Annotated in this window: 18 protein-coding genes and 5 pseudogenes; 14 read left to right on the top strand and 9 right to left on the bottom strand. The window is 58.0% G+C overall.

Translation table 11 applies throughout. The features are described 5' to 3' along the window. From EN994_RS00700 to EN994_RS00685, 4 genes are all read right to left on the bottom strand, one after another. Window positions 1–901, bottom strand: a 901-nt coding sequence (locus EN994_RS00700; RefSeq protein ID WP_164745771.1) for a Gfo/Idh/MocA family oxidoreductase, incomplete at its 3' end; no start/stop codon positions are given. Window positions 902–940: 39 nt separating this feature from the next. Further along, on the bottom strand, window positions 941–1705 hold the full coding sequence (locus EN994_RS00695) for an ATP-binding cassette domain-containing protein (protein WP_063168679.1): 765 nt from the start codon (window positions 1703–1705) through the stop codon (window positions 941–943). After that, window positions 1702–2703 (bottom strand): ABC transporter permease, encoded by a 1002-nt coding sequence (locus tag EN994_RS00690; protein ID WP_063168678.1) that lies wholly within the window; start codon window positions 2701–2703, stop codon window positions 1702–1704. The genes EN994_RS00695 and EN994_RS00690 overlap by 4 nt, the downstream gene beginning before the upstream one ends. Then, window positions 2700–3161, bottom strand: coding sequence for a substrate-binding domain-containing protein (locus EN994_RS00685; protein ID WP_245465975.1), 462 nt, complete (start codon window positions 3159–3161; stop codon window positions 2700–2702). Before EN994_RS00685 ends, EN994_RS00690 begins: the two co-directional genes overlap by 4 nt. Between EN994_RS00685 and EN994_RS35845 the strand changes: the two genes are divergently transcribed. From EN994_RS35845 to EN994_RS36645, 7 genes and pseudogenes are all read left to right on the top strand, one after another. Beyond that, window positions 3048–3347, top strand: coding sequence for a hypothetical protein (locus EN994_RS35845; RefSeq protein ID WP_245465974.1), 300 nt, complete (start codon window positions 3048–3050; stop codon window positions 3345–3347). The two genes, EN994_RS00685 and EN994_RS35845, sit on opposite strands and share 114 nt — an antisense overlap. Before the next feature lie 33 nt (window positions 3348–3380). After that, entirely contained in the window at window positions 3381–4859 is a 1479-nt protein-coding gene (locus EN994_RS00680) for an NAD-dependent succinate-semialdehyde dehydrogenase (RefSeq protein WP_063169326.1), read from the top strand. A gap of 13 nt (window positions 4860–4872) precedes the next feature. Continuing rightward, window positions 4873–6276: an aspartate aminotransferase family protein gene (locus tag EN994_RS00675; protein ID WP_063169325.1), complete on the top strand. Its 1404-nt coding sequence runs from the start codon at window positions 4873–4875 to the stop codon at window positions 6274–6276. Window positions 6277–6421: 145 nt separating this feature from the next. Continuing rightward, window positions 6422–7315: a polysaccharide deacetylase gene (locus EN994_RS00670; protein WP_224570030.1), complete on the top strand. Its 894-nt coding sequence runs from the start codon at window positions 6422–6424 to the stop codon at window positions 7313–7315. A 739-nt stretch (window positions 7316–8054) separates the two neighbouring features. Further along, complete coding sequence (locus EN994_RS36655; protein ID WP_063169323.1) at window positions 8055–8252, top strand: SDR family oxidoreductase; 198 nt, start codon at window positions 8055–8057, stop codon at window positions 8250–8252. Between the two features lie 27 nt (window positions 8253–8279). Continuing rightward, window positions 8280–8561, top strand: a pseudogene (locus tag EN994_RS36650) (SDR family NAD(P)-dependent oxidoreductase); the annotation flags it as partial. Next, window positions 8549–8755 (top strand): SDR family oxidoreductase, encoded by a 207-nt coding sequence (locus tag EN994_RS36645; RefSeq protein ID WP_199489648.1) that lies wholly within the window; start codon window positions 8549–8551, stop codon window positions 8753–8755. The pseudogene EN994_RS36650 and the gene EN994_RS36645, both read left to right, overlap by 13 nt. A gap of 400 nt (window positions 8756–9155) precedes the next feature. Here the strand turns inward: EN994_RS36645 and EN994_RS35830 are convergent. Then, window positions 9156–9322: pseudogene (locus tag EN994_RS35830) on the bottom strand (IS21 family transposase); the annotation flags it as partial. Between the two features lie 581 nt (window positions 9323–9903). On the opposite strand from EN994_RS35830, the gene EN994_RS00650 reads away from it, so the two are divergent. Then, the gene (locus EN994_RS00650; protein WP_063169321.1) at window positions 9904–11559 is read left to right on the top strand and encodes an MFS transporter; all 1656 of its coding nucleotides are present in this window, start codon (window positions 9904–9906) and stop codon (window positions 11557–11559) included. A gap of 269 nt (window positions 11560–11828) precedes the next feature. Beyond that, window positions 11829–12215 (top strand): annotated as a pseudogene (locus tag EN994_RS00645) (transposase); the annotation flags it as partial. 505 nt (window positions 12216–12720) lie between these two features. Here EN994_RS00645 and EN994_RS00640 read toward each other — a convergent pair. Continuing rightward, window positions 12721–13938: a serine hydrolase gene (locus tag EN994_RS00640; RefSeq protein WP_063169320.1), complete on the bottom strand. Its 1218-nt coding sequence runs from the start codon at window positions 13936–13938 to the stop codon at window positions 12721–12723. 354 nt (window positions 13939–14292) lie between these two features. Continuing rightward, window positions 14293–14670, bottom strand: a pseudogene (locus EN994_RS00635) (alanine dehydrogenase); the annotation flags it as partial. 458 nt (window positions 14671–15128) lie between these two features. Here EN994_RS00635 and EN994_RS00630 point away from each other — a divergent pair. The 4 genes from EN994_RS00630 (at window position 15129) to EN994_RS00615 (ending at window position 20536) form a co-directional block, all read left to right on the top strand. Further along, the gene (locus EN994_RS00630; protein ID WP_063169318.1) at window positions 15129–15971 is read left to right on the top strand and encodes a transporter substrate-binding domain-containing protein; all 843 of its coding nucleotides are present in this window, start codon (window positions 15129–15131) and stop codon (window positions 15969–15971) included. A 60-nt stretch (window positions 15972–16031) separates the two neighbouring features. Further along, window positions 16032–17006: an amino acid ABC transporter permease gene (locus EN994_RS00625; protein WP_063170377.1), complete on the top strand. Its 975-nt coding sequence runs from the start codon at window positions 16032–16034 to the stop codon at window positions 17004–17006. Window positions 17007–17100: 94 nt separating this feature from the next. After that, window positions 17101–17844, top strand: coding sequence for an amino acid ABC transporter ATP-binding protein (locus EN994_RS00620; RefSeq protein WP_135921822.1), 744 nt, complete (start codon window positions 17101–17103; stop codon window positions 17842–17844). Window positions 17845–18196: 352 nt separating this feature from the next. Continuing rightward, window positions 18197–20536, top strand: coding sequence for a penicillin acylase family protein (locus EN994_RS00615; protein ID WP_063170375.1), 2340 nt, complete (start codon window positions 18197–18199; stop codon window positions 20534–20536). An 830-nt stretch (window positions 20537–21366) separates the two neighbouring features. On the opposite strand, the pseudogene EN994_RS00610 reads toward EN994_RS00615, so the two are convergent. Continuing rightward, window positions 21367–22823: pseudogene (locus tag EN994_RS00610) on the bottom strand (MFS transporter). A gap of 155 nt (window positions 22824–22978) precedes the next feature. Continuing rightward, the gene (locus tag EN994_RS35235; protein ID WP_164548527.1) at window positions 22979–23134 is read right to left on the bottom strand and encodes a hypothetical protein; all 156 of its coding nucleotides are present in this window, start codon (window positions 23132–23134) and stop codon (window positions 22979–22981) included. Window positions 23135–23392: 258 nt separating this feature from the next. Here EN994_RS35235 and EN994_RS00600 point away from each other — a divergent pair. After that, on the top strand, window positions 23393–24281 hold an 889-nt coding region (locus EN994_RS00600; RefSeq protein ID WP_164745770.1), incomplete at its 3' end, for a Xaa-Pro peptidase family protein.

The following is a 24281-nucleotide window of genomic DNA, read 5'->3' as shown; positions in this document are numbered from 1 at the left end:
GGCCGGCATCGGTGACCTCCAGCCGCGTCGGCAGGCTGCGGATGTAGGGCGTGTCGTAGATGATGCGCACGCGCCTGGTGTTGGAGCGCACCTCGATCATTGCGTCGAACAGGCCGAGATCGTCGACCACCGCGTCGTAGAGACAAGCGAAATGGCCATAGTCGAAGGTGACCGATGTGTTGGCGCCGCCATTGGTGCGGTGCGCGGCCAGCACGCGCGCCGGCTCGCCGATCAGCCCGCGCATCGCTGAAATGTGGTGCGAGGAAAGCGCCGTCAGCCCGCGATAGGCGCGCACCAGGTCGGCCGGCGCGTCGGCACCGACGACTTCGCGGATCAGCGCGTCGCGCTCCTTGGCGCCACGCGCCAGCAGGGCCGGGTCTATGTCGTTGGGATAGAGGACGTTCTGGCTCTTCTTGAGGAAATGCCGGCCCTCCGAGATCAGGTCGAAGATGCGGACATGGGTGATGTCGGCGAAGGCCGGCAGCTCGTCCCTGGCGGCCAGATAGGCCGGCGCGTAGCGGCGCATATAGCCGACGAACAGGGTCTTGTCGTAACTCGGCATCAGCGCCAGCAGATCGTCGATCTCGCGCACCGTCAGACAGGCAGGCTTTTCCAGCAGGATATGTTTGTTGGCAGCAATCGCCGCGTGCACGAAGCGGCTGTGGGTGTCGTCGGATGACAGCACGAACACCGCGTCGATGTCGGGTGACGCTATTAGCGCCTCGGCCGTCTCGAAGGTTCTTGCCGTCAGGTGTTGCGAGGTGCACAGCGCCACCAGGCTGGGCGACACGTCGTACACGCCCGCGATCACCCAGCGCTCGCGCTGATCGCTCAGCACCGGCAGATGGATCGACTGGGCGACCTCTCCAAGACCTATAAGTCCGACACGAATTGGTGCCACCGGCAAACTCCCTTTGATTTCAGGTCTGATGCTGCAGGACTATGCCGCGCCGGTGACCAGCGCGACGAGCTCGTTGCCTGATGTCTCCGAGGCGCGCACGGTCGCCGCCATCTTTCCCGCCCGCATCACCCAGATCTGGTCGGACAGGCGGCGGACCTGATCGAAATTGTGGCTGACCAGGATGACTGAGACCGACTGCTCGCGCAGGCGTCGGATCAGCGCCTCGACATTGGCCGTCTCCTGCACGCCGAGCGCCGCCGTCGGTTCGTCCATCACCACCAGCTTGGCGCCGGAGCCGACAGCGCGGCAGATCGAGATCGCCTGCCGCTGGCCGCCCGACAGGCGCCGCACACGCTGGTTGATCGACGGCACGTTGATCGACAGGCGCGACAGCATGGAACGGGCCTCGCGTTTCATCGCCTTGCGGTCGAGGAAAGCGAAGGGACCGATGCGGCGCACGATCTCGCGGTTGAGGAACAGGTTCTGCGCGACCGTCAGTTCGTCGATCAGCGCCAGGTTCTGGTGCACGGTCTCGATGCCGGCCTTGCGCGCCTCGTCGGGATTGGCGAAGGGCCGCGCCCGGCCGTCGAAGAACAGATCGCCGGCGTCGGGCTGATGCACGCCGACCAGGCTGCGGACCAGCGTCGACTTGCCGGCGCCATTGTCGCCGATCACGGCGGTGACCTCGCCGCGGCGGGCCTGGAAGGCGACGTCGGTGAAGGCGCGGATGCCGCCGAAATGCTTGCTCAGCCCTTCGCAGGCGATGATCGCCTCAGCGGCGGGGATGTGATGGGGAGCGCTCATTTCTGATACCGCATGATCAGCGCCGCCAGCACCACGATGGCTCCCACGGCAAGCGGTTGGTAGAAAGCCGACACATTGAGCAAGGTCAGGCCATTGACGAGTGCCGTGAGCATCAGCGCGCCGATGGCGGGCCCAAGAATGCTGGCGCGGCCGCCGAACAGGCTGACGCCGCCCAGCACCACCGCCGCCACCGAATTCAAGAGCAGGCTGGTGTTGATCTGCGGTTCGGCCGAGCCGATGCGGGCGACCAGGAGAATGGCCGCGACACCGGCGCAGAGACCGGAAATCGTATAGGCGGCGATCTTGACCCGGTTGGTGCGGATGCCGAGCGCGCCGGCACTTTCGGCCTGGCCCCCGGTGGCAAGCAGATGCACGCCGAAACGCGTGTGGTAGAGCGCGATATGGGCGACGATGACGGCTGCGATCGCCACCCATACGGGATAGCTGAACGGTCCGAACGAGCCGGAAGCGAGCCTGAGCAGGAAGGTCGAGCCGACCATGGTCGGTTCACCGCCCGACAGGATGAGGCCAAGGCCAGTGATGCCCGACAGCGTGCCGAGCGTCACCACGAAATCGGGGATTTTGCCTGCCGTGATGATCAGCCCGTTGAGGAAGCCCACCGCGCTGGTGGCGAGAACCGCGAGCACGCAGGCGATGAAGATGCCGTAGCCGGCGGCATTGACGAGGCCGAGGATGATGGCGCCGAGCATGACGGCTGCCGCCAACGACAGATCGATGCCCGAGGTGGCGATGACGAAGGTCTGGCCGATCGACAGCACGACCAGGATCGCAGCCGCCAGCAGCAGCGCCTGCAGATTGGCGACGCTGAGAAAGACCGGCTGGGCGATGCCGAAGACGATGACGAGGCCGACCAGGCCGACGACGGATGCCCAGTCGGCCCAGAAGGAGGGATCGAGGAGGAGAGCCGCCAGGGAGGGACGGCTCTCCTCCGCACCCGCCGAATGGGCGGCGGGCGCGTTGTCTGCAGGTGTGCTCACTTCAGCATCTCGCGGAAGGGATCGGGATAGTCGCCGCCGGGACGCGGAAAATTCTTTAGCGACGCTTCGGCATTGTCCTTGTTGATCAACAGCACAGGTGCCGGCACGTTGGCCGGCAGTTCCTTGCCCTTGGCCGCGACCGCACAGGCTTCGACGCCCATGGCGCCGACGACATAGGGGTATTGGGCGACGGTGGCGGTGAGTTCGCCTGATGCGATCGACTTCAGCGCATCGACAATGCCGTCTAGGCCGATCACCTTGACGTCCTTGCCCGACGTCCGCACGGCGCGCTCGACGCCAAGGGCCATGATGTCGTTGGCGGCGAAGAAGCCGGCGAGGTCCGGATGGGCGGCGAGGATATCGGTGGCGGCGGTCAACGCCTTTTCGCGATCCCAGTCAGCGCTGACCATCACCACGATTTCGAGCTTGCCTTCGACGGCCTGCCTGAAGCCCTTGATGCGGGCGTTGGAGCCGACATCGCCGACGATGCCGGCGACCAGCGCGACCTTCGCTCGCGGTCGCTAAGCCTCCTGGCAAGTGAAGTTGTGAGCCGTGTCCAATTCTACGCGAATTGGCTGCTGTTTGCAGGAATGCAGCTAAAGGGGCATCAACTGCGCTGCCGATCGGCGCTGTGGCAGCAATAACCTAAAGGCATCAGCATACCATTGGAGTCTTAGATGAGGGGTACGTCAATCACGGCATTACGCAGGCTCAAACGGCCAGACCTTTTGCGTGGTGATGCGTATCTGAACGGCGCCTGGCTCTCCAAATCAGATACTCTTGCCGTGTTTGATCCTGCCAGCGGTGACGAGATCGCTCAAGTTGCGGCTTGCGCAGACGCCGACGTTGACGACGCGGTCCATTGCGCAAGAGCAGCGTTCCTCAAGTGGCGCGACATGCTTCCGTTACAGCGTGGTGCATATCTGCGGAAATGGGCGGCAGGCATGCGGGAGAGCGCCGAAGACCTGGCTGTCATCATAACGGCCGAGCAAGGAAAACCGATTGCTGAAGCCCGCGGCGAAGTTTCATACGCTGCCGGCTTTTTAGATTGGTTTGCAGGGGAAGGGGAGCGGGCTTACGGCGAAACGATTCCCAGCCATCTCCCCGCAAGCAGGCTGGCCGTGCATTTGCAGCCGATCGGGGTGACTGTCGCCATTACGCCATGGAACTTCCCAGCGGCAATGATCACCAGAAAGGCTGGAGCTGCACTGGCCGCTGGCTGCACAATGATTGTAAAGCCGGCACCCGAAACGCCACTGTCGGCCCTCGCGCTTGCCCGCCTTGCCGGGGATGCTGGCATTCCGCCCGGCGTGTTTCAGGTGATCACGGGCGAAGCTCCGCCACTTGCCAAACGGCTGTTGTTGCATACCCACGTGCGTGCGTTCTCTTTTACGGGCTCCACCGAGGTCGGCAGAATCCTTCTCGAGCAATCCGCGAAGACAGTGAAGAAAGTCTCGCTCGAACTTGGCGGCAATGCTCCTTTCATCCTTTTCGGCGATGCGCCGATCAACGCTGCGGTCGCCGGTTGCATGGCAGCCAAGTTCGCGACATCCGGTCAGGACTGTCTCGCGGCAAACCGGATTTATGTGCAGCGAGAGATTTACGAGCATTTTACGGAAAAATTTGCCGAGGCCACCAGTAAACTAAAGGTCGGGCACGGATTGGAGCCAGGTGTCGACATCGGTCCGATGACAAAGACGTCTGGTGCTGACAAATGCAGGCACCAGGTTTCTGAGGCTCTAGCAGCCGGGGCTCGAATGGTAGCAGGCGCACAGCACAATTCGCTTGGCGGGAACTTCGTCACGCCGGCCGTGCTTGCTAATGTGACCGATGACATGGTGATTGCGAAGGACGAAACGTTTGGACCTGTCGCTGCAATCCTGCCCTTCGACGACGAACGGGAGGTGGTCGCGCGAGCCAACAATTCCGAGATGGGACTTGCGGCCTACGTCTATACCCAAGATCTCAACCGAGCCATGCGGCTCTCCGACCGGCTCGAATATGGCATGGTTGCCGTGAATACTCCAAAATTTACGGGGCCGGGCATTCCGTTCGGCGGCTGGAAACAATCCGGCCTTGGTCGCGAGGGCTCAAGGCACGGTCTTATCGAATATCTCGAACCCAAATACCTCTGCATCGGCAACATCGCGGCCTGAAAGGAAGCATTCAATGACCATCAACATCAAAGAGATCACCGAAAAGGACCGCAACTCGGTCTTGCATCCTTTCACTCAGCTTAAAGATTTCGCCACTGGCAAGCTCGGCGACCCAACGATCGTGGTGACAGGGAAGGGGATCCGCATCCAGGACGCGCATGGCAACCAATTTATCGATGGCTTTGCCGGCCTATACTGCGTCAATGTCGGGTATGGCCGCACGGAAGTCGCCGATGCGATCTCGCGTCAGGCCTATCGCTTGGCGTATTACCACTCCTATGCGGCGCACACGACCGACGAGCTTGCGATCCTCTCCGATCGCCTTGTGAAGATGGCGCCGGGCAAGATGAGCAAGGTGTTCTATGGCATGTCCGGCTCGGATGCGAACGAGACCCAGGCCAAGCTTGTTTGGTACTACAACAACCTGCGTGGCAAGCCGACCAAAAAGAAGATCATCTCCCGTGAACGCGGCTATCACGGCTGCAGCGTCGTGTCGGGCTCGATGACGGGCATGAGCTTTTATCACGACCACATGGACCTGCCACTTCCGCAGATTGTTCACACGGGTGTTCCACATCATTACTGGGGCGCAACCCCGGGCGAAACCGAGCGCGAATTCTCCGCTCGCCGCGCCGCCGAGCTTGATCAGTTGATCGAGCGGCTCGGCCCGGACAACGTCGGCGCCTTCATTGGCGAGCCCGTCCTCGGCACAGGTGGTATCACGCCTCCGCCGGAAGGCTATTGGGAAGCGGTACAGACGGTCCTCAAAAAACATGATGTGCTGCTGATTGCCGATGAAGTGATCACAGGGTTCGGCCGCACCGGTTCCATGTTCGGCTCACAGCACTATGGCATCGAGCCAGACCTCATCACGATCGCTAAAGGTTTGACGTCGGCCTACTTCCCGCTTTCAGCGGCAATCGTCGGTGAGAAGGTGTATAAAGTCCTGGAGGATGGAGCCGACAAGGTCGGGGCATTCTCGCACGGCTACACCTACTCTGGTCATCCGATCGGCGCCGCCGCGGCCAACGCGGTCCTCGATATTGTCGAGAAAGAAGACCTCCCCGGCAATGCGCGTGACGTCGGCGCGTTTTTCCAGGCGCAGTTGCAGGAGAGGTTCGCGCAGTTGCCGATCGTCGGCGAAGTGCGGGGCGTCGGTCTTATGGGCGCAATCGAGTTCGTTGCCGATCGCGACAATCGGAAGCGTTTCGATCCGGCGCTCAAGGTAGGTGCGCGAATCTCGAAGGCCGCCCGTGACCGTGGTCTTATCGCTCGGGCCATGCCGCACGGGGACATTTTGGGCTTTGCTCCGCCGCTGGTTACAACCAAAGCTGAGGCGGAGGAGATTGTTGCAATCGCAGAAAGCGCCGTGCGCTCGGTTATGGATGAGCTTGTTCGCGAGAGTGAGAAAATCTGAATGAGTTGGGCCATCTTGTCGTAATCAAGGCGCAAACTCAAGCGACGGCCTGATCGGCTTGCGGGGCTGCCAGCTGAGCTGGTGCCGCGTTCCGCTCATTGAGTTTTCGGCGGAATTCAATGCAGACACTGCTCAGGAGGAACTGGTGGCCAATTCGACCGCACTCAATCCCTGGGAATGGCCTGAAAGCCATTGGCGGCGGCGCATCAACAAAGTCAGAGCGGGCAAGGCACTAAGACCAATGTGGCCCGGCGGTAAACGCTGTGCCTTCGCCATCTCGTTCGACGTCGATCATGAGTCGAACGAATTGCGCAGGGGAGGGCGATCGCTAAGCAGATTATCCTGGGGTCAGTACGGGAGCCGACGAGGGATGCCTCGGGCTTTGGAACTCTTGAGAAAGTACGACGTTCCGGCGAGTTTTTTCGTTCCCGCTGTGATCGCTCAGTTGTATCCAGACGAGCAACGCGCAGTTGTCGATGAAGGCCATGAAATTGGCATGCACGGCTGGATACACGAGCTAAACTCGGAACTGAGCGCAGAGAGCGAGCGCTCTTTAATGATGAGGAGTGCCGACACTCTTGAAAAAATCACTTCCAAACGCCCGACGGGAATTCGAACGCCTTCCTGGGATTTTTCCGACGCAACTCTACGGATCATACGTGAAACCGGATTGACATACGACTCATCCCTTATGGCCGATGATAGTTGCTATGAGCTGCTGGAAGACGAGGAACCCACGGGAGTGATTGAAATACCGGTCGAATGGATTCGAGACGATGCCACTTATCTTTGGATGAGTCCCGATGGGTCTTCACGGCCAGATTTATCAGTCGACGACGTGCTTTCTGTATTTATTCGGGAGTTCGAAGGGGCCTATCAAGATGCCGATTTATTTCAGCTGACTCTGCATCCACACGTCATTGGATATCGCTCACGGATCTGGATCGTAGAAGAATTAATTCGACGCGCCAAAGCAAAGGGTGACGTTTGGTTCGCCACACATCATCAGGTCGCCGAGCGTGCGTCCTCATGTCTCTGAAAACTCTCAGACAGGAACGCCGGTAGAGTGCGGTGTTCTTGGGGCGGCGCAAGCCGTCCTGCGCCTCGACCGTTGCGGCGGTCACCAATGGATTTGGAATGACGCGGATCATCCGCTGTCCGGTATTCGCTTTCAGAGCGGGTACAGTGGGAGTTCTTATCTTGGAGGAGGACTACAATCTTGATTGACACGACCTTTGCCGGAAAAACGGTGCTGATTACCGGCGGGTGGCGCGCTTGGCCCGGCCAGTGCCAAACTGCTGGCGGCGGGTGGAGCGGATTTGGTGTTGGCTGACCTGTCGCAAGAGGCTCTGGACCAAACTCTGGCCGCCTGTCCTGGTGCCCGTTGAGTTGTCTGCGACGTGACCGATCCGGCGATGCTGGAAGGGCTGGTCGACCTCGCCCGCGAGAGCTTTGGCCGGCCGGTTGAGGGCTTGGTCGCGGCCGCTGGCATTACGGTGCGATGAAGCGGCTGATAGACGTGAAGGGTACGAAGCCATGTTCAGCTTCAACGTCGGGGCCATTTGGCGAATCTGCAAGCTGCATCCCGCAGATGCGCGAGCTTGGCCGCGGATCGGTGGTGCTCTTCAGCTCGACTGCTGGTCTGCAGGCCTCGAAGGACGTGCCGATCTATTCGGTGACCAAGGCGGCGGTTGTGATGATGACTCGCACGCTGGCGCTGAACCACGCGGCAGAAATATCCGCGCAAACTGTGTCTGCCCCGGAACCATCGCCAGCCGTTGGCCGAGGCCGGCGTCGCCTTCGCCCGGGGAGAAGCGGCACAGGTCGAGCGCCGGACGAAGATCATCGCTGCGCATCCGATGGGCCGAATGGGGTTGCCGTCCGAGGTGGCGACAGCTGTCGGCTATCTGCTGGACGATGCGGCGGGCTTCACCATCGGCGCCGCGCTTACGGTCGACGGAGGCAGCCTTGCCTAAGCTCCGGTCAGAAACACTGTCGTCGTCACCGGCGCGGCGCGCGGGATCGGTGCCGCAACAGCGGCGTGGCTTGGCTCGGAAGAGGCGTGGGTGTTGCTAGTGGATGTTCTGGATAAAGTGCACGACACAGCTGCGGGCCTTGGCCAGACGGCGCTCGTCTGCGATCTGGCCATGCCCGACGCCGCAGGGCGGGTTCTGGCCGCCTTGGATGCCGCAAGGATCGAGACGCTCGACGTCCTCGTGAACAATGCCGGCATTGGCGGTTCGAAGTCGCTCGCCGATACTGACGATGCCTTTTGTTCCCGCTGATCGATATCAACTTGCGTGCAGTCATCAGCCTGACCCGCGAGTTGCGGCCGCGGATGCGCCAGCCGGGCGGGCGGATCATTAATGTCAGCTCGATCCTCGGGCTTACGGGCTATCCCGGAACGGTAGGCTATTCGGTGGCCAAGGCCGGGATCGCGTATCTCACGCTCCAGCAGGCCGGCGAGCAGGGCCTGTAGGGTATAACCGTGAATGCGGTGGCGCCCGGCGTGGTCCCCACCGACATGACTCGAGCGCTGCACGTACGCAGCTACCAACGCCTGATGGTCGCGCCAATCCGCTCGAGCGCGTCTCCTCGCCGGAGGAGCAGGCGGCGGTGATCGCCTTCCTGCTTCGGACGACGCGTTCTACGTCTCGGGCGCAGTGATCCCCGTCGACGGCGGCTCCCGCCTGTCACAGTAGAGAAGAATAGCGCAATTTAAGCCTATACACAGGATGGCCCTGCAATTCCCGGATGCAGACCGACTCTGCCGGTAACCGGTTCCGGTGGTCGATCCTGTTAGCGGCGCCATTACCCGGCGCACATTTGATCGCGGTGGTGGGCAAGTTGAATTTACCCTTCGCGCGCTTCCCAGCGATCAATATGGCAGTGTCGTACTGCTCGGTCATTGTCGCAACGGTCGCGTTCAGCGTCGGCGCGAACCACAGCGCCTTGGCCACACCAGGTTGTAGCAGACGGATCGCCTCAGTGACCCGCCGAAGAAGCTGAGGCCGTCAATCCAGTCGGGCAGCTTTTGAGTCAGAGTTGGCAAAGGCTGCTCGAACTGAACGACTGTTGAGGAAAGCCTTTGCAGGCGCGGCGGGCGCGAGCACCGCGGGGAGCCGCAAAAAGGCACGCGGAGAGCTCTGCTGAGGCTGCAGTCAACTCAGCGTCCTTGGGAGCATATTGAAGTAGTATTTGCCCATCTCTCCCTGTTATGGCGATTTGAGAAGCAAAAAGCCCGTTCAGCGTTTAGCTTGGAGAATGTGCCCACTGCACTGCTCGCCCGCGAATCACCGATATTATGCAGATTTAGGAGCTCGACGCCGATCTCCTGCATTTGTTGGCGAGGATTGCTGGAAGAGTACCCATTCAATGCACTAAAATCCTGGAGTGGTCTGATCCTCATATTGTAAGTGTAGGCTGGCCTGATGCGGCTGGTTCCAAGTCTTCACAAAGGTTCCAACTACGCCTCCTCCCAAGGCGCATCGGCCCGGCAGCGAGTTCAATCTCCTGCCGGGCGTTGTAACTATTTGCGCACATTGGCCGATTCGGACCTTCAACGGGTTGGGCGGCTGCTGGCTGTCGGAGCAATGTAAAACTGGCTCATAGGCAAGAGTTAGATTGATGAGCAGTCTTGCGGACCAAGTCGCCGATCCAAATTCGCCAGGAGCATTTGCGCCCCTCAGAAATCCGAGCTTTCGTTCAATCTGGTTCGCCACGCAGGTCAGCTCGCTCGGCTGGTTGATGCAGACTGTTGCCATCAGCTGGCTGATGGCTACGATTTCGACTTCCGATCTGATGGTCGCGCTGGTTCAGGCTTCTTCAAACCTGCCAGCGTTCATCTTATCCGTCTTCGCCGGGGCCTTGGCTGATAATTTCAGCCGGCGCCGGGTCATGTTCGCCGGCCGGTGCCTTATGGTATTGGCATCTGCGATGCTGACGGCTTTTGTGGTGCTGGGCTTTGTCGATCCGTGGATGATCCTCGGCTTCAGCTTCTTGATCGCATGCGGCGGCGCTCTCCACGATCCAGCCTGGCAGGCCTCGGTTGGCGATATGGTGAACCGACGCGACGTTCCCGCCGCCGTCACGCTCCTCTCCGTTGGCTTCAACACTGTTCGGACCGTAGGCCCGGCGCTCGGTGGCATAGTAGTTGCCTCTTTTGGGCTGATGACGGCTTTCGCCGTAACCAGTCTTACCTATCTGGTCCCTTTGGTAACCATATGGCGCTGCAAGTGGATGGTTCGCTCATCACCTCTCCCACGTGAGTCGATGAGGACGGCGATCTATGACGGGCTACGCTTCACGGCGATGTCGTCGGAGATTAAGACGGCGATCACTCGCGGAACCCTCTTTGGTCTGGCGAGCATCGCCATTCTCGCGCTGCTGCCGCTGGTTGTCCGCGACCAGCTGGGAGGCGGACCGCTCGCCTATGGCACGCTCATGGCCGGATTCGGGACAGGCGCCGTCTTCGCCGGCATCTCGAACAGCGTGTTCAGACGGAGCTTGTCACAAGAGCGGCTGATGACGCTCGCATGCGTCGCCTGCGCGGCATGCTCCCTTTCGCTTGCGCTGACTTCTTCGATTGCAGTGGCGGCAATTGCACTCGCCATGGGTGGCGCGGGCTGGGTCACCGCCTGGTCCGGGGTCGGCGTGACCGTGCAACTGGCAAGCCCGCGCTGGGTCGTGGGGCGCACCATCTCGATTTACTATGCATTGATCGATGGCGGCATCGCAGCGGGCAGTTGGGTGTGGGGCACGGTGGCCCAGAACCATTCACTGACCTTGGCACTGGAGGGCTCCGCTGGAGCCCTTCTGCTGGTCGCCGCCACGGGCCTCCTGTTTCCCCTTCGCGAGCGCCGCGAATCCGATCCAGATGCTTTGGAGGACTTCGACGCACCGGCAGTCGCCCTCAATCTCAAGCCAAGAAGCGGTCCCATCGTGGTCAAAGTCGAGTACCTAGTGCCCGAGGAAAATCGCGAAGCATTCCTGGAACTCATGCGGGCGCGCCGGCATGTGCACAGTCGCGTCGGCGCTCGTCATTGGACTCTCCAGCGCAACCTTCAGGAGCCTATGCAATGGATAGAGACATTCCGCACGCCGACCTGGACCGACTACCTTCGCCTGAACCATCGTCTCACGGAAGCAGACAAGGAATTGGGTAAACAAGTGCTGAAATTGCATGCAGGACAGCTTCCGCCTAAAATCATGCTTTTTATCGAGCGACCAACAAGCTCGGCCCTAAAGTCCGATGAATCAGCACGTTATTTTCTCCGACACTGACTCTTCGAGGTTAACCCCTTGTATCTGCACGCAGAGGACTTTGTGCGATGGAAGCGACTGAGCCTCGAACCGGATGGCCATCCGGTTCGAAGCAAGGCGAAGTCGCCCGACACCCCTCCGGCCACAACCGTGGGTGAGCCTGGGATCTTCGCCTTCGTCACGTACGACCGAATAGTCGCTTGGCTCCAATCGCACGCACAAGGCAGGTTACCGTGAACAAGACTATCTGTGGAGTGGATGTTTCGAAAGACTGGCTCGATACCCATGTCGTGCCGAGCGGAGCGGCGGGCCGCTTTCGCAACGATGCGGCAGGCATAGCCGAGCTTGCTGCCTGGTGTTAGGTCAATGGTGTCGAGCTCGTCGTCATGGAGGCCAGTGGCGGCTACGAACGGCTTCCCTTCCTGCTGTCGTGGGAGTTGGGAGTAGCCTGCGGCATGGCCAATGCGAGGAGCGTACGCTGATTCGCCGAGGCGATGGGCTTCCTGGAGAAGACCGACAGGATCGACGCCGCCGTCATCGCCCGCTATAGCGAGGTCAAACGGCTGCAGCCGACGCTGCCGCCGAGCGCGGCCCAGCAGCGGCTCAAGGCGCTGGTCGCCCGGCTTTCCCAGGTAACCGCCGATCTCACCGTCCAGAAGCAGCGCAAGAGCGCTGCCACTGATGCCGATACCATTGCCTGCGTATTCCGATGAAGCCGGCCACCGATTCCGATTTGAAGCCGGCCAGTCATTCCGATTTCATTCCGGCCAGCATTCCGATTTGAAGGCGGCCATTTTTCGGTCTGATCCTGGGTCTCGTTGATGTTTGGGTTGGGTTTTGTTTCAGGTCAAGCTGACGGATAAGCCCGAAAGCGGCACCATGCAAGAATACAATAGGTCCACCGGTTCCATTCTCGCAATACAAAGTCGCGACGGCCCCAATCAATATGCAATGTTCGGTGATCATTGTTTCCTCAGCAAAAGCGAGCCAGATCGGTCTGCATTATGCATATGGGAAGCGAGGCTTCTGGTATTTACTTCATAAGCGTAGCAGCGTCTACAGGCCTTTTGCGCCAATTGCCCCCTAGCCGAACGCAGGAATTCGGCGTAGGCGCCCCAGTTCTTCAACCGCGAATTTGCAGGAAATTCCTAAACAAGCGCGGTGACCGTCTAGTGCATCAAGTTACGCGCGGAGCATCCTCCCCAATGCCTGCATCTGCGGCCTTCTAATCCGATCAATGTGGTCGCAAGCGGGGTGCGACCCGAAGCGCGCAATCACCATCTCCGCCTTTGGCGCTATGTACAGGTTCTGGCCGTAAAGGCCCCGACCTTCAATAGCATCAAGCTCGTCGTGTGATACCCACCATTGGCTTCGGTATGTATAGCCGAATGGGAGGTCCGGCTTGGCGGGGTGGTCGAGATCTTGAAGGTCGTAGACAACACTCGCGGGAACCAGTTGCTTGCCATTACACGAGCCTTCACATCGCATCAGCTCGCCGAAACGCGCCAAGTCGCGCAACGTCACATTGAGTCCGCTATGCGCCCTCGGCATACCGTTTGTCGGGTCGATCTCGACATAGGCGTCTTCTTCGCAGCCCAGTGGCAACCATAAGCGCTCCTCCAACAGTTGTGCGAACGACCGGCCCGTTGCGCGCGACATAACCCAAGCCATAACATTGGTATCGACGCCTTTGTAGACAAATTTGCCGTGCGCCCCTTCCTTTCGTATGGTACGCAGGTATTCGCATCTATATGACTTGTCTACACTTGTGTAATCTTCAGTAAAAGCAACGTTAGTTTGCATGTCCATGACTTGGCGGAGCGTTGCATCTTCCCACCCTGTACCTCGTAATTCCGGCACAAACTGCGATATTGTCTTCCTGTCGTCGAGAATGCCCTCATGCACCAACGCCGCGGCTAGGGTGCCCGCATACGATTTGGTGATTGACTGACACGAATGTTGTACGTGCGGCGCGAGTGCGCCGAAGTATCGTTCGTATATGATCCGCCCCCGATGCAGGACCAAAATGCCGTCGGTGTAGGTGTCGAATAGCGCCTCCTCGAACCGGTTGGTGCGGTCGTCCATGTCGACGAACGTGAGCCCATCGATTTCGGTAGACCTGTTGCTGCACTCAAGCTGCGACGGTCCGCCCCGCCCTCGCCACACTTGGACTGTGGGCCGCAGCTCACGCATATGCGATAGCGACCAGCGAAGCTGAGGAAAGGTCCAAACAGTTTCATTCTCGAATGTTACACGCTTGTCTGGCGGCGGCGGCGCACCGCGCATCCAGCCAAATTCGCGAGGATCCGATGCACGGCCGTCCAGGTATTGCTGTCCGTCGAATTCGAGTACGCTCTCCGACGCGTTACCGACGGTTTGCCGTTGTTTGAATTCTGTCATACATGGGATCCAATTTCATGCCTAGGCGCCCCCGGCGCCAGCTGGCTATCGAGAGTTGCGACCCAACCTCGGGAGTTCGGACTGGACTAAATCACAACATGTTATGATCATAGCAGCGGCAGGCGCGCATTCTATGCGAAATGTCCTCGACAACGCAGCAAATCAGCGTTGTATTGCGGCCGGCGCATACTTGCGGCCCCGCTCTCGCGTGGCAAGTAGGACCTAACTTGCCGAACGCTTCCAGCTACAAGAGGCATGAGCCATCATGCGCAGTATGCCGAGTACATCTCGATTAAACCGGGTCCGAACGGGTTGACAATTGTAACGCGTCTCCGCTGTCCGAGCTACGATGAGTCAAAAATTCTCTGGTCTATCAACGATGTTGACCCAGAGGGATACGTGCGAACTCGCAAGGCAAGAAATCGCGAAATGGCATGGGCGACTCTGCATGTTGGCGACGCGATAGTGGATAACGCCGTCGCCTTCGTAGGTGGGCTCGGCTTGAGTCGTCGCATGCGACGTCTCGAAGCAACCGCCCTGGTCAATAGCGACGTCGACCAGCTCCGAGCCCTTCTTCATGCCGGACATCATTTCGCGGGTGACGAGCTTTGGCGCGGCAGCACCGGCGATCAGCACGGCCCCGACCACGATGTCGGCAGAGAAGCATTCTTCCTCGAGCGCCCCGACGGTTGAGTAGCGGGTGCGCACACGGCCGGCGAAGAGGTCGTCGAGATTAGGGAGGTCGAGATTAGGGAGGTCGAGATTAGGGAGAGAGAGGGGCTTGGACCGCAGTTCCCACGTGACCAGAGTCAGCCCTGCAAGGTGTAATTCAACGCGCCAGTCCAGTTTAGATCCTTCCAAACAAGACGTCTTGTGGCGATGCAATCTGCAGCCTTCGGAGTCCAGCGAGTTGGCGAGTTCGCCGACCTCTCTGAGGCCAGGGTATCCGTGCTTTGTGAAATCGCCAGAGCGATCCGGCGAAAGCCAAGGGTAGTTCGCAGGAAACCTGCATCATCGAACTCGATTTCGCTGAATGCCAACAATGCAGAGCGATAAGGTGTCGTTCGTTAAATGACGGACCGGGATGGGTCCAATCAGCAGGGAGCAATGGCGCACCGCTAAGACACTCCTCTCGGTGGCGACGAAGGTAGCTTTCAAGAAAATAAGAACGAGAAAAAAGGGAACTATAGATGAACAATCATGTAACGACGGTCGTAGTTGCAGTCTCCATGGCGGTTGCGTCGATGTCTTTGTCAGCCAAGGCTTGCGCCGGCGAAGTCCTTGATCGTGTGCTCGCGGCACAGACATTGACGGTAGCGGTCGGGTCCGACTGGGGAGCCTTGTCTCACTTGAACGACCAACATGAACTCGACGGTGATGATGTAGAGGTCGCGAAGGGCATTGCGGACTACTTGGGCGTGAAGATCAAATTCGTGACCCCGGGCTGGGATATCATTCAGGCAGGCCAGTGGGGGGGGCGTTGGGACATGGCCATGGGTCAAATGACGCCGACCAACGATCGCGCCAAAAAATTCGCCTTCCCGGCCATGTACTTCTACGAAGGCGAAGTCGCTGTCGTTCACAAGGATAGCAAAGCGACGAAGCCTTCCGACCTGGAGGGCAAGATCGTCGGCGTCCGAGCGGGAACTCTTGGCGATTTGTATGCCAATCACAAGCTCACACCGGCATGGATCGGCGCTAAGCCAATACAATATCAATTTACAGCGGGCCAAGTGAAGGCTTATCCAAGTGCTAACTCTCTTACGCTTGACGACCTGCGCCTCGGCGATGGTGTTCGTCTCGATGGCGTCATTACTGAAGGAACGACGGCGGCTGCGGCAATCAAATCTGGCTATCCATTGAAGGTTATTGGCGATCCCTTATTCTACGCCCCGGGCGCTGTCACAATCGAGCGTGGCGATAAGGAGTTTATCGACAAGGTCGCTGCCGCGGTCAAGAAGATGAAGGATGACGGCACTCTTGCTAAACTCTCGGTCAAGTGGTTCGGGGGGGATTTCAGCGTCGATAAATAACATGACACAATCGTGGGCGTCCCCTTCCCGGGGGCGCCTCTTCTTAGGAAGAAAATGCTTATGCTTTACCACGATACAGTTGAATCTGAGGTGCTCGTCCACAAGCCATGGTTTATCGGCTGCATATTTGCAATTGTGCTCGCGGTTTTTCTTATCTTCAACGTAGCGGGCACCACGATGGGCGAACTCCTACGGCCCGTGATTGGCGATCACGCACAAGTGAAGTTTTACAGTCGCATTGCGATCGCTTTTGTAATTGCCGCAATGTTCTGCCTCAACCTCGTGCTGATTGGTTTTGTCCCGCTCAAAATCCAAATCGGGATCGTATGGTTTGAGTTGGTGCTACTGTTCCTTTCGCTCTTCGCGGCATTTGACTTAAGCATGCCATTTATTTGGGCAAACCTGCCATTTCTAATTACGCAGGGGGTAGTTACTACAGTTTACGTATCAGCGATGTCACTGCTATTTGCGTCGGCTATCGCAATAATCGGCGCGATTGCGAAACTGTCAAGCAACGGCATGGCTTACGCGATAGTCAGCTTCTACACTTCATGCTTCCGGGGTCTGCCGCTTCTCATGCAGGTTTATCTGATCTACATGGGCTTGCCCCAGGTAGGTTACGTTATTAATGCCGTGCCTGCAGGCGTGTTGGCGCTTTCGCTATGCAGTGGTGCCTACATGACGGAGATCTTCCGTTCGGGCATAGCCAGCATCGATCGCGGCCAGTGGGAGGCATCCCGGTCATTAGGTTTCGGCTTTGCGCTCACAATGCGCAGAATCATTCTGCCGCAAGCGCTTCCGGTTATCATTCCCCCGATGGGAAACACGTTCATCTCAATGCTCAAAGACAGCTCTCTCGTTTCGGTTCTTGGCGTTTGGGAGCTGACGTATCTAGCTCACTCACTCGGCCAGCCAACCTTCCATACTATGGAGATGCTAGTAACAGCGGCAATGATTTATTGGATTTTATCCGCCTGCCTGGAACTGGTCCAATCCCGGATCGAGGACCATTTTGCCAGAAGTAAGAAGCGATGATCGTGAATTCATTGGTCAAGCTAAAAAAGACGTCTAAGTTGGTTCGGCCATTTTCAAGGCACTTACAGATGCGCCAATGAACAAGAGAGATGCAATATTGAGCGACGAAGTCATCGAAGCTAAGAATGTATCCAAATGGTATGGTGCCTTCAGAGCACTAACTGACATCAACCTAACCGTCCGCAAGGGCGAACGTATCGTCATCTGTGGGCCCTCAGGCTCGGGAAAGTCGACGCTGATCCGTTGCGTCAATCGGCTCGAAGCGCACCAGGATGGCGAGATTACCGTCACTGGGATTAGGTTACATAACAAAATGCGCAACGTAGCTGAAGTTCGCAAAAGCGTCGGCATGGTTTTTCAGCACTTTAATCTTTTCCCGCACATGACCGTGCTGATGAACTGTATGGCGGCGCCGATGTGGATAAAGGGCGTTCCAGAGGGTGAGGCTAGAAAGATCGCGCTTAAATTCCTAGAGCGCGTGCGCATTCCCGAACAGGCGAACAAATATCCGGCTCAGCTCTCCGGGGGACAGCAGCAGCGCGTCGCAATTGCCCGGTCCCTCTGTATGGAGCCTGCAGTCATGCTCTTCGATGAGCCGACCTCCTCGCTCGATCCAGAGATGGTCGCTGAAGTGCTCGAGACTGTGACCGGACTCGCACGCGACGGCATGACCATGGTATGCGTCACCCACGAGATGGGCTTTGCGCGCGCCGTGGCCGATCGAGTAATCTTCATGGATCGAGGTGAGATCGTCGAAGAGGGTACACCGCACGACTTCTTCAGAAACCCGCAGCACGAAAGAACGAAATTGTTTCTCAGCCAGATCTTGTCGCATTGAGGGAGCCATCCTTCAACGAGGCCGTTCGACCGAGTTACTGTGTATCGAATGCGTTGCCTCAGGCCAGCGAGACAACATGTGCGGATATTGTATTCGTACGTATTGGCTGACATACATCAGAGCGTTCTCGGCAAGCGCCTCGTTCCCGGAAGCGCGAGAGTAGGATCCCGCTGAGCTTGTGCGCAGCCCACCGTGCCAGTTCGCGTCCAGGCGCGCTGAGGATTGGCTCGCCACACATGATCAGGTTGCAAGAGTGCGGCCTCAACCCTCTGCCCGCAACCGACCACAATCTGCAGACGTCGTCCTCTGGCAGATTCCCGACCATCTTTGGGTGAACCAAACGGATCAACACATGTTAAAGAACATAACCTTCGACCGCCACAGCTCCGACAAGCTTAAGAGTGAGGTCACGATCGACATTGATAAATGGGGGGTTCCTCATATCAAGGCTCAGAACTTGCACGACCTATTTTTCGCGCAGGGTTGGAATGCAGCTCGAGACCGCCTCTGGCAAATTGATATTGCGCGCAAACGAGGTCTCGGTCTCCTGTCACGAGACTTTGGCCCCGGATATTTGGAGCAGGATCGGGCGGCGCGTCTCTTTTTATTTCGCGGAGCCATGAGTGCAGAATGGCAGGCGTACGGCCCGGATTCCGAAGAGATATGCTCAGCGTTTGCCGAGGGGATCAATTCCTACGTAGACAGTTGCCATGACGGTTTGATTGCCTTGCCACCCGAGTTTGGCCTCCTCGGTCACACTCCCGACTATTGGAAACCCGAAGACGTCGTTCGCGTGCGAACGCACTCACTAACCCGAAATGCGATTTCGGAGCTTCTGCGCTGCAGGGTGATGGCATTGGCAGGTGTGGAACGAGGTACCCGCCTCGACAGGTTGAGACAAGAATTGTCACCTCCGATAGCGCCACGACCAGCGGAGGGCCTTGACCTCGCCTTTATGACAGATCGAGTACTGCAGGATTTTCGCTTGGCAATCTGTCCCGTCTCATTCTCGAGGGAAAGACTTGCAGCAAGTCTTCAGGAAGCTGACCGTTGGACCCGCGTAACACCGAGTGATGAGATCATGCAGACGGTGTTCCAAGAGGGCTCAAACAACTGGGCCATATCCGCAACAAAAACCACAACGGAGCGACCAATCCTTGCTCTAGACCCGCATCGCAAGCACGTCCTTCCGTCCATCAGGTATCTTGTACACCTGAGTATGCCCGGGCTCGATGTAATTGGCGCTGGAGAGCCTATGATCCCAGGAATCTCCATGGGTCACAACGGGACAGCCGCCTTTGGTCTGACTATTTTCGGCGCTGACCAAGAAGATATTTATGTTTACGAAACCAAGAGTGAGGGAAATAAATACTTATATAAAGGGGCCTGGGAGCAGGTGAAGACTATACACGAGAAAATTCCAGTTCGCGCCCACACCGACCAGGAGGTAAAGCTTCAGTTCACACGCCATGGACCCATTTTAAACCAAAATGCTGAAAAAGACCGCGCCTTCGCACTGAGAACCGTATGGATGGATCCCGGCATGGCACCTTACATGGCCAGCTTGGCCGTAATGCGCTCTAAGACATTTTCAGAATACACCTCCAGTCTAGCAAACTGGGGTTGTCCTTCAGTTAATCACATCTATGCGGACACGTCGAATGTAATTGCGTGGAAACCGTCAGGTGCGGCTCCGGTCCGAAGAAATTGGGACGGCCTGCTTCCGGTTCCAGGAGACGGTCGGTTCGAATGGGAAGGGTATTTGTCACCGGACGATGGGCCGTTCGAGATGAACCCCGCCAAAGGTTTTGTCGCCACTGCCAACGCAATGAATGTTCCGGAGGAATGGAGTAGATCGCATCCTGCTTTTGGCTACGAGTGGTCTGACAGCAGCAGACATGATACCCTTCATACAACTCTCTCACGATCAGAGAAGATCTCGTTGCGGGACTGCATGTCGCTGCAATGTTCGGTGTATTCGCCGATAGCAGTTCGTATTCTTGCGAAACTAGACACTCTTCTCGGTTCGGTTGCAAACATGCCTGCGTTGCACTTATTTTCTAACTGGGACCGGCATTTGGATGCGAGTTCGCCAGCCGCCGCGTTCTTTGAGATTTGGCTTAGCAAACACCTTGGCCCGACAGTAGCTCGCTTAGAAAGCGCTGACGATGAAGTGTTGGCACTGCTCGTGCCTTTACAGCCTTCGGCCATAGCCTCTTGGCTCGAACAGGCAGAGCCTAGTGAAAAGTTGAAGCATTCCATAATGGAATCCCTAACTTCTGCCTGGAGTGAATGCATATGTCGATTTGGCGACGATTCTGCCTCATGGGCATGGGGCAGTATACATAAGCTTGATTTGCGCCACCCTCTGCAGGCACTGACGTCTGAACAATGGTCGTTGGGCGCCATAGCCCTCGGCGGAAGTAGCTCAACGCTCAATTTTTCGAGTTACCGAAGCGGCCAATTCTCTGTTTCAGAAGGACCGTCAGTGCGGATAATCATGGACGTTGGGTCATGGGATGACAGTCTCTTTATTAACAATCCAGGTCAGTCGGGTGTTCCGATCTCAAGTCATTATCGTGACCTCAATCACGATTGGCAACGGGGCGAATACAAGCCCTTGTTATATTCAGAGGAGTCCATACGGAGGGAGCTCGAACATAGGGTCGTCCTGTCTCCCGCTGACTGTTGAGGATGCGACAGTATAGGCCGCTTACCATTGTAGCAGGAACATATCGGTCGAACTCACCTGGCGGCAAGGTGAGGATCGACACTTTAGCGCCCGCCGGCCGACTTTGATATTGACAGCGGAACGCCCGGCCGGAATCTGGATGCGCTTGTGGGGCAATGATCCCGCTGGTGTGCGGCGACCACCCCTGATCGTCACGAGCAGGGCCGTCGCGGCCTCCAATAATGTTGCAGGAGACTTAGAAGCGGGATGTCCCGCATTGGCAATTGCTCTGCCTTGGGGCCATAGGGAAGAGGGGTAAGGTGCTGGCCCGACCACCGGAGAGCGCGTCTGTTACTACAAGGCTCGATCGCGGCCGCATCACGGCCCTCGGCGGCTGCCGATAACGCGCGCTTCGGGCGCTACCAGTACGCATTGGCGATAATCGCATCTGCTGTAGGAGAGCACTTGATTCGAGACTGACAGTGCGACGGTCAACAGGGTTCGCTATCATTGTCGAGCCGAGTTCAAGAATGGACACATACCTCAGGGAGGACCTTTCAGGGGGCAGACCATTGTCTGTCTCCTCATCCGAGAAACAAGCTAACCTCGCAGAGAGTGGCATCAGGGCAACACGTCATTGTCCTTCGATGCGACTGAATATCGACGACTTCAACGCGGCTTGCCGCCTTCGCGTATAGCCGCAGGACCTTGAATGCCGGGAACCAGCCGAGAAATGTTGGCGGTGGGTGAGCGCCTTTCATTTTTCAAGTCCGCTACATTCTGTCTGTCATATACCCGAAGGCGGCGATGCTTGTTGCCCGCCCGATGTGGTTAGCAGTTGACGTGCCTTCTTATGTATCTTCATTCAGCCTGCGGTGGCACGCTGGCCGTTTCGTTGAATGGCGGGGGAAAAAAGGCGTTGATGACTCAGGCTTGCGTGGAGCACTCGTGGGGCGCTCGATTGACAATGTTATTCGTGGAGAATGCTTTCCTTTGTGGAGGAGGATGATTCTCTCGTCCAGTTCCTTGTCGGCCTCGGTAAGGCGATGATTCAGGCGAAGGTAGTCGGTCCAGGTCGGCGTACGGAATGTCTCCGTCCATAGCACAGGCTCCTGAAGGTTGCGCTGGAGAGTCCAGTGCCGAGCACCAACGCGACTCTGTACATGCCGGCACCCGCGCATGGCGAGGAATTCTTCTAGATTTTCCACGAGTATGAGGTACTCGACTTTGACCACGATGGGGCCGCTTCTCGGCTTGAGACTGAGGGCGACTGCCGGCGCGTCGAATTCCTCCAAAGGGTCGGGCTCGGCCTCGCGACCCTCGCGAAGGGGAAACAGGACGCCGCTCGCAATGGAAGAGGCAGTGCCAGAAAAAGGGAGCACGCCGCACAGGCGACGCATGCCAGCGTCATTAGTTGCTCTTCTGACAAGCTCCGTCTTAATAGGCTGTTGGCGACGCCAGCCATGACGGCGCCTGTGCCGAAGCCGGCGATGATGGTGCCATAGGCGAGCGGTCCTTCGCCCAGCTGATCGCGGACAACCAATGGCAGCAGTGCGAGTATGGCGATGCCCGACAGGCCAAAGAAGGTTCCGCGGGCGATCGCCGTCTTGATTTCCGATGACATCGCTGTGAAGCGCAGCCTGTCATAGATGGCCGTCCTCATTGACTCACGTGGGAGAAGTGAGGAGCGAACCTTCCATTTGCATCGCCATATGGTGACCAAAGGGATCATATAGGTGAGTGTAAACATAGCGAAAGCCGTCATAAGTCCGAACGACGCAATCATGATGCCGCGAGCGCCGGTCCCACGGTCCGTGCAGTGTTGAAGCCAATGGAGAGGAGGGTGACGGCAGCGGGAACTTCGCGTCGGTCCACAATATCGCCAACAGAAGCCTGCCAGGCGGTATCGTTGAGCGCGGCACCACTTGCGATCAAGAAGCTGAAGCCGAAGATCATCCACGGGGCGATAAAGCCCAGCACCACTGAAGCCGTAGCATCGCGGATGCTATTACCATTAGGCATCGGCCGGCGAACATGACTCTTCGACGGCTGAAGTTGTCGGCGAGAACCCCTAGCGAAAATGGACAAAATGAAAGCGGGCAGGTTAGACGAAGCCTGCTCGAGCGCAACCATCAGATCGGAGGTCGGAACCGTTGCCATTAGCCAGCTGATAGCAACGGTCTGCATCAGCCAGCCAAGGGAAGAGACTTGAGAGGCTAAACCAGATTGAGCGAAATGTCGTATTCCTGAGCGGCGCAAACGTCTTCGGCGAAACTACATCCGCATCTGCGCCCGCCGCTTTGCTCATTGCTCCGACCGATTCGGTTCCGCCAAGCTTAACCACTTCGCGCGACACGATCCTCTTACACGTCGGATGCGCCAAATGCAGTCTTTGTATTAGTGTCATCTGGTAGCGAGATGCGGAGGTGGCGGCGGAGAGCCGTCGCTGGTGTCGCAGCGGCCTTACATCAGTGCAAACATGCTGTTGCGTGGCGCCGGCACAGTTCCCCCGGCGTCGGCGGCTTCGCCGGCAAGAATGCGAAGGCGCGCCGACTCGCTGCCAAGCTCAAGGTCGTCAGCATGGTTCTTCTGGCCGAGGCTGACGAGCTTGCCGAGCAACTCGGCGCCTTTGTCGGCGATCCTCTGGCGAGAACAAAGCTGTCGGAGACCAGCGTTGCCTGCATTGAGCGGCCGATGAAGGCACTATGCGCATCTCGCTGCGAGATGCAGCCGATATAAAAACAGCATTTGACGCTAGCCGCCAGGAAAGGGGATTGTCACCCCGCATGAGCCGGCGAAGCTTTTGTTCAATTTCGAACATGGACGCGATCGCGCGTTTTGCGCAACCAAACCACGACACACTGATTGAGGTGAGATATGGCGACGACACGCTCCGCAATTCCTCTGACTGGTGTACCGTTTCCGATATCAGAGTATGAGCGCCGGCAAAACAATGTGCTGGATGCGGTTGCTACGGCAGGCTTGGACGCAATCGTAGTAACGGCGCACGGCCACTTGAAGTATCTCAGCGGCTACGATGGGAGCGGTGGATATTTCGCGCCTTTCCCTCTTATTCTGATGCCGGGTCGGGTCCCGATATTTGTTGTCCGAGAATATGACGAGCAGGCAGTACGTTCATATAGCTGCATCGAGGAAATTGAAACCTATACACATCAGCCTGATTTTGGCAGGGTCTGCGCCGATGTATTGCGTCGACTCGGACTGGACAATAAGCGAGTCGGTTTCGAGCTTGGCTGCTGGAATCTCGCGCCCGCCGACGTGCGCGCAGTCCAAGACCAGCTCCCGGATCTGAAGATTACTGACGTCACCCGACTGGTCTCGTCAGTGTCAGCAGTGAAAGGAGAACTTGAGTTGGCGTGTATGCGCGATGCTGTTCGACTCACTGACGTGGCAATTCGAACCTTTCAGCAATCGCTTCGTCCCGGCATTACGGAGATCGAAATGGCAGCGGCCCTAGCTGCGGCGGTAACAAACGACCCCAGCAACGCCGCTGGGGATATCGGGCTTGCGCCGGGTACCATTTTGTTTGGAGAGCGAGTGAAGTTGCCCCATGCGCCAGCGACCCATCATCCTCTCAGCAACAACGAACCTGCCTTTCTGGAGATAGGGGCTTCGAAACACGGGTATACAGTGGGAATGGTTCGATGCGCAGTCCTTGGCAAACATCCCGAAACCGAATCTTTGCACGGCTTGGCTGAAGAGGTCATTGCGGCCCTTGTCTCCTCGATTCGACCAGGTGCTACGC

Origin of the sequence: Mesorhizobium sp. M7A.F.Ca.CA.002.09.1.1 (assembly GCF_003998555.1) — a bacterium.
In the GTDB taxonomy this organism is placed as follows: domain Bacteria; phylum Pseudomonadota; class Alphaproteobacteria; order Rhizobiales; family Rhizobiaceae; genus Mesorhizobium; species Mesorhizobium ciceri.
The sequence above is the reverse complement of the archived record's forward strand: the minus strand, read 5'-3'. Positions and strand labels throughout refer to the sequence as shown.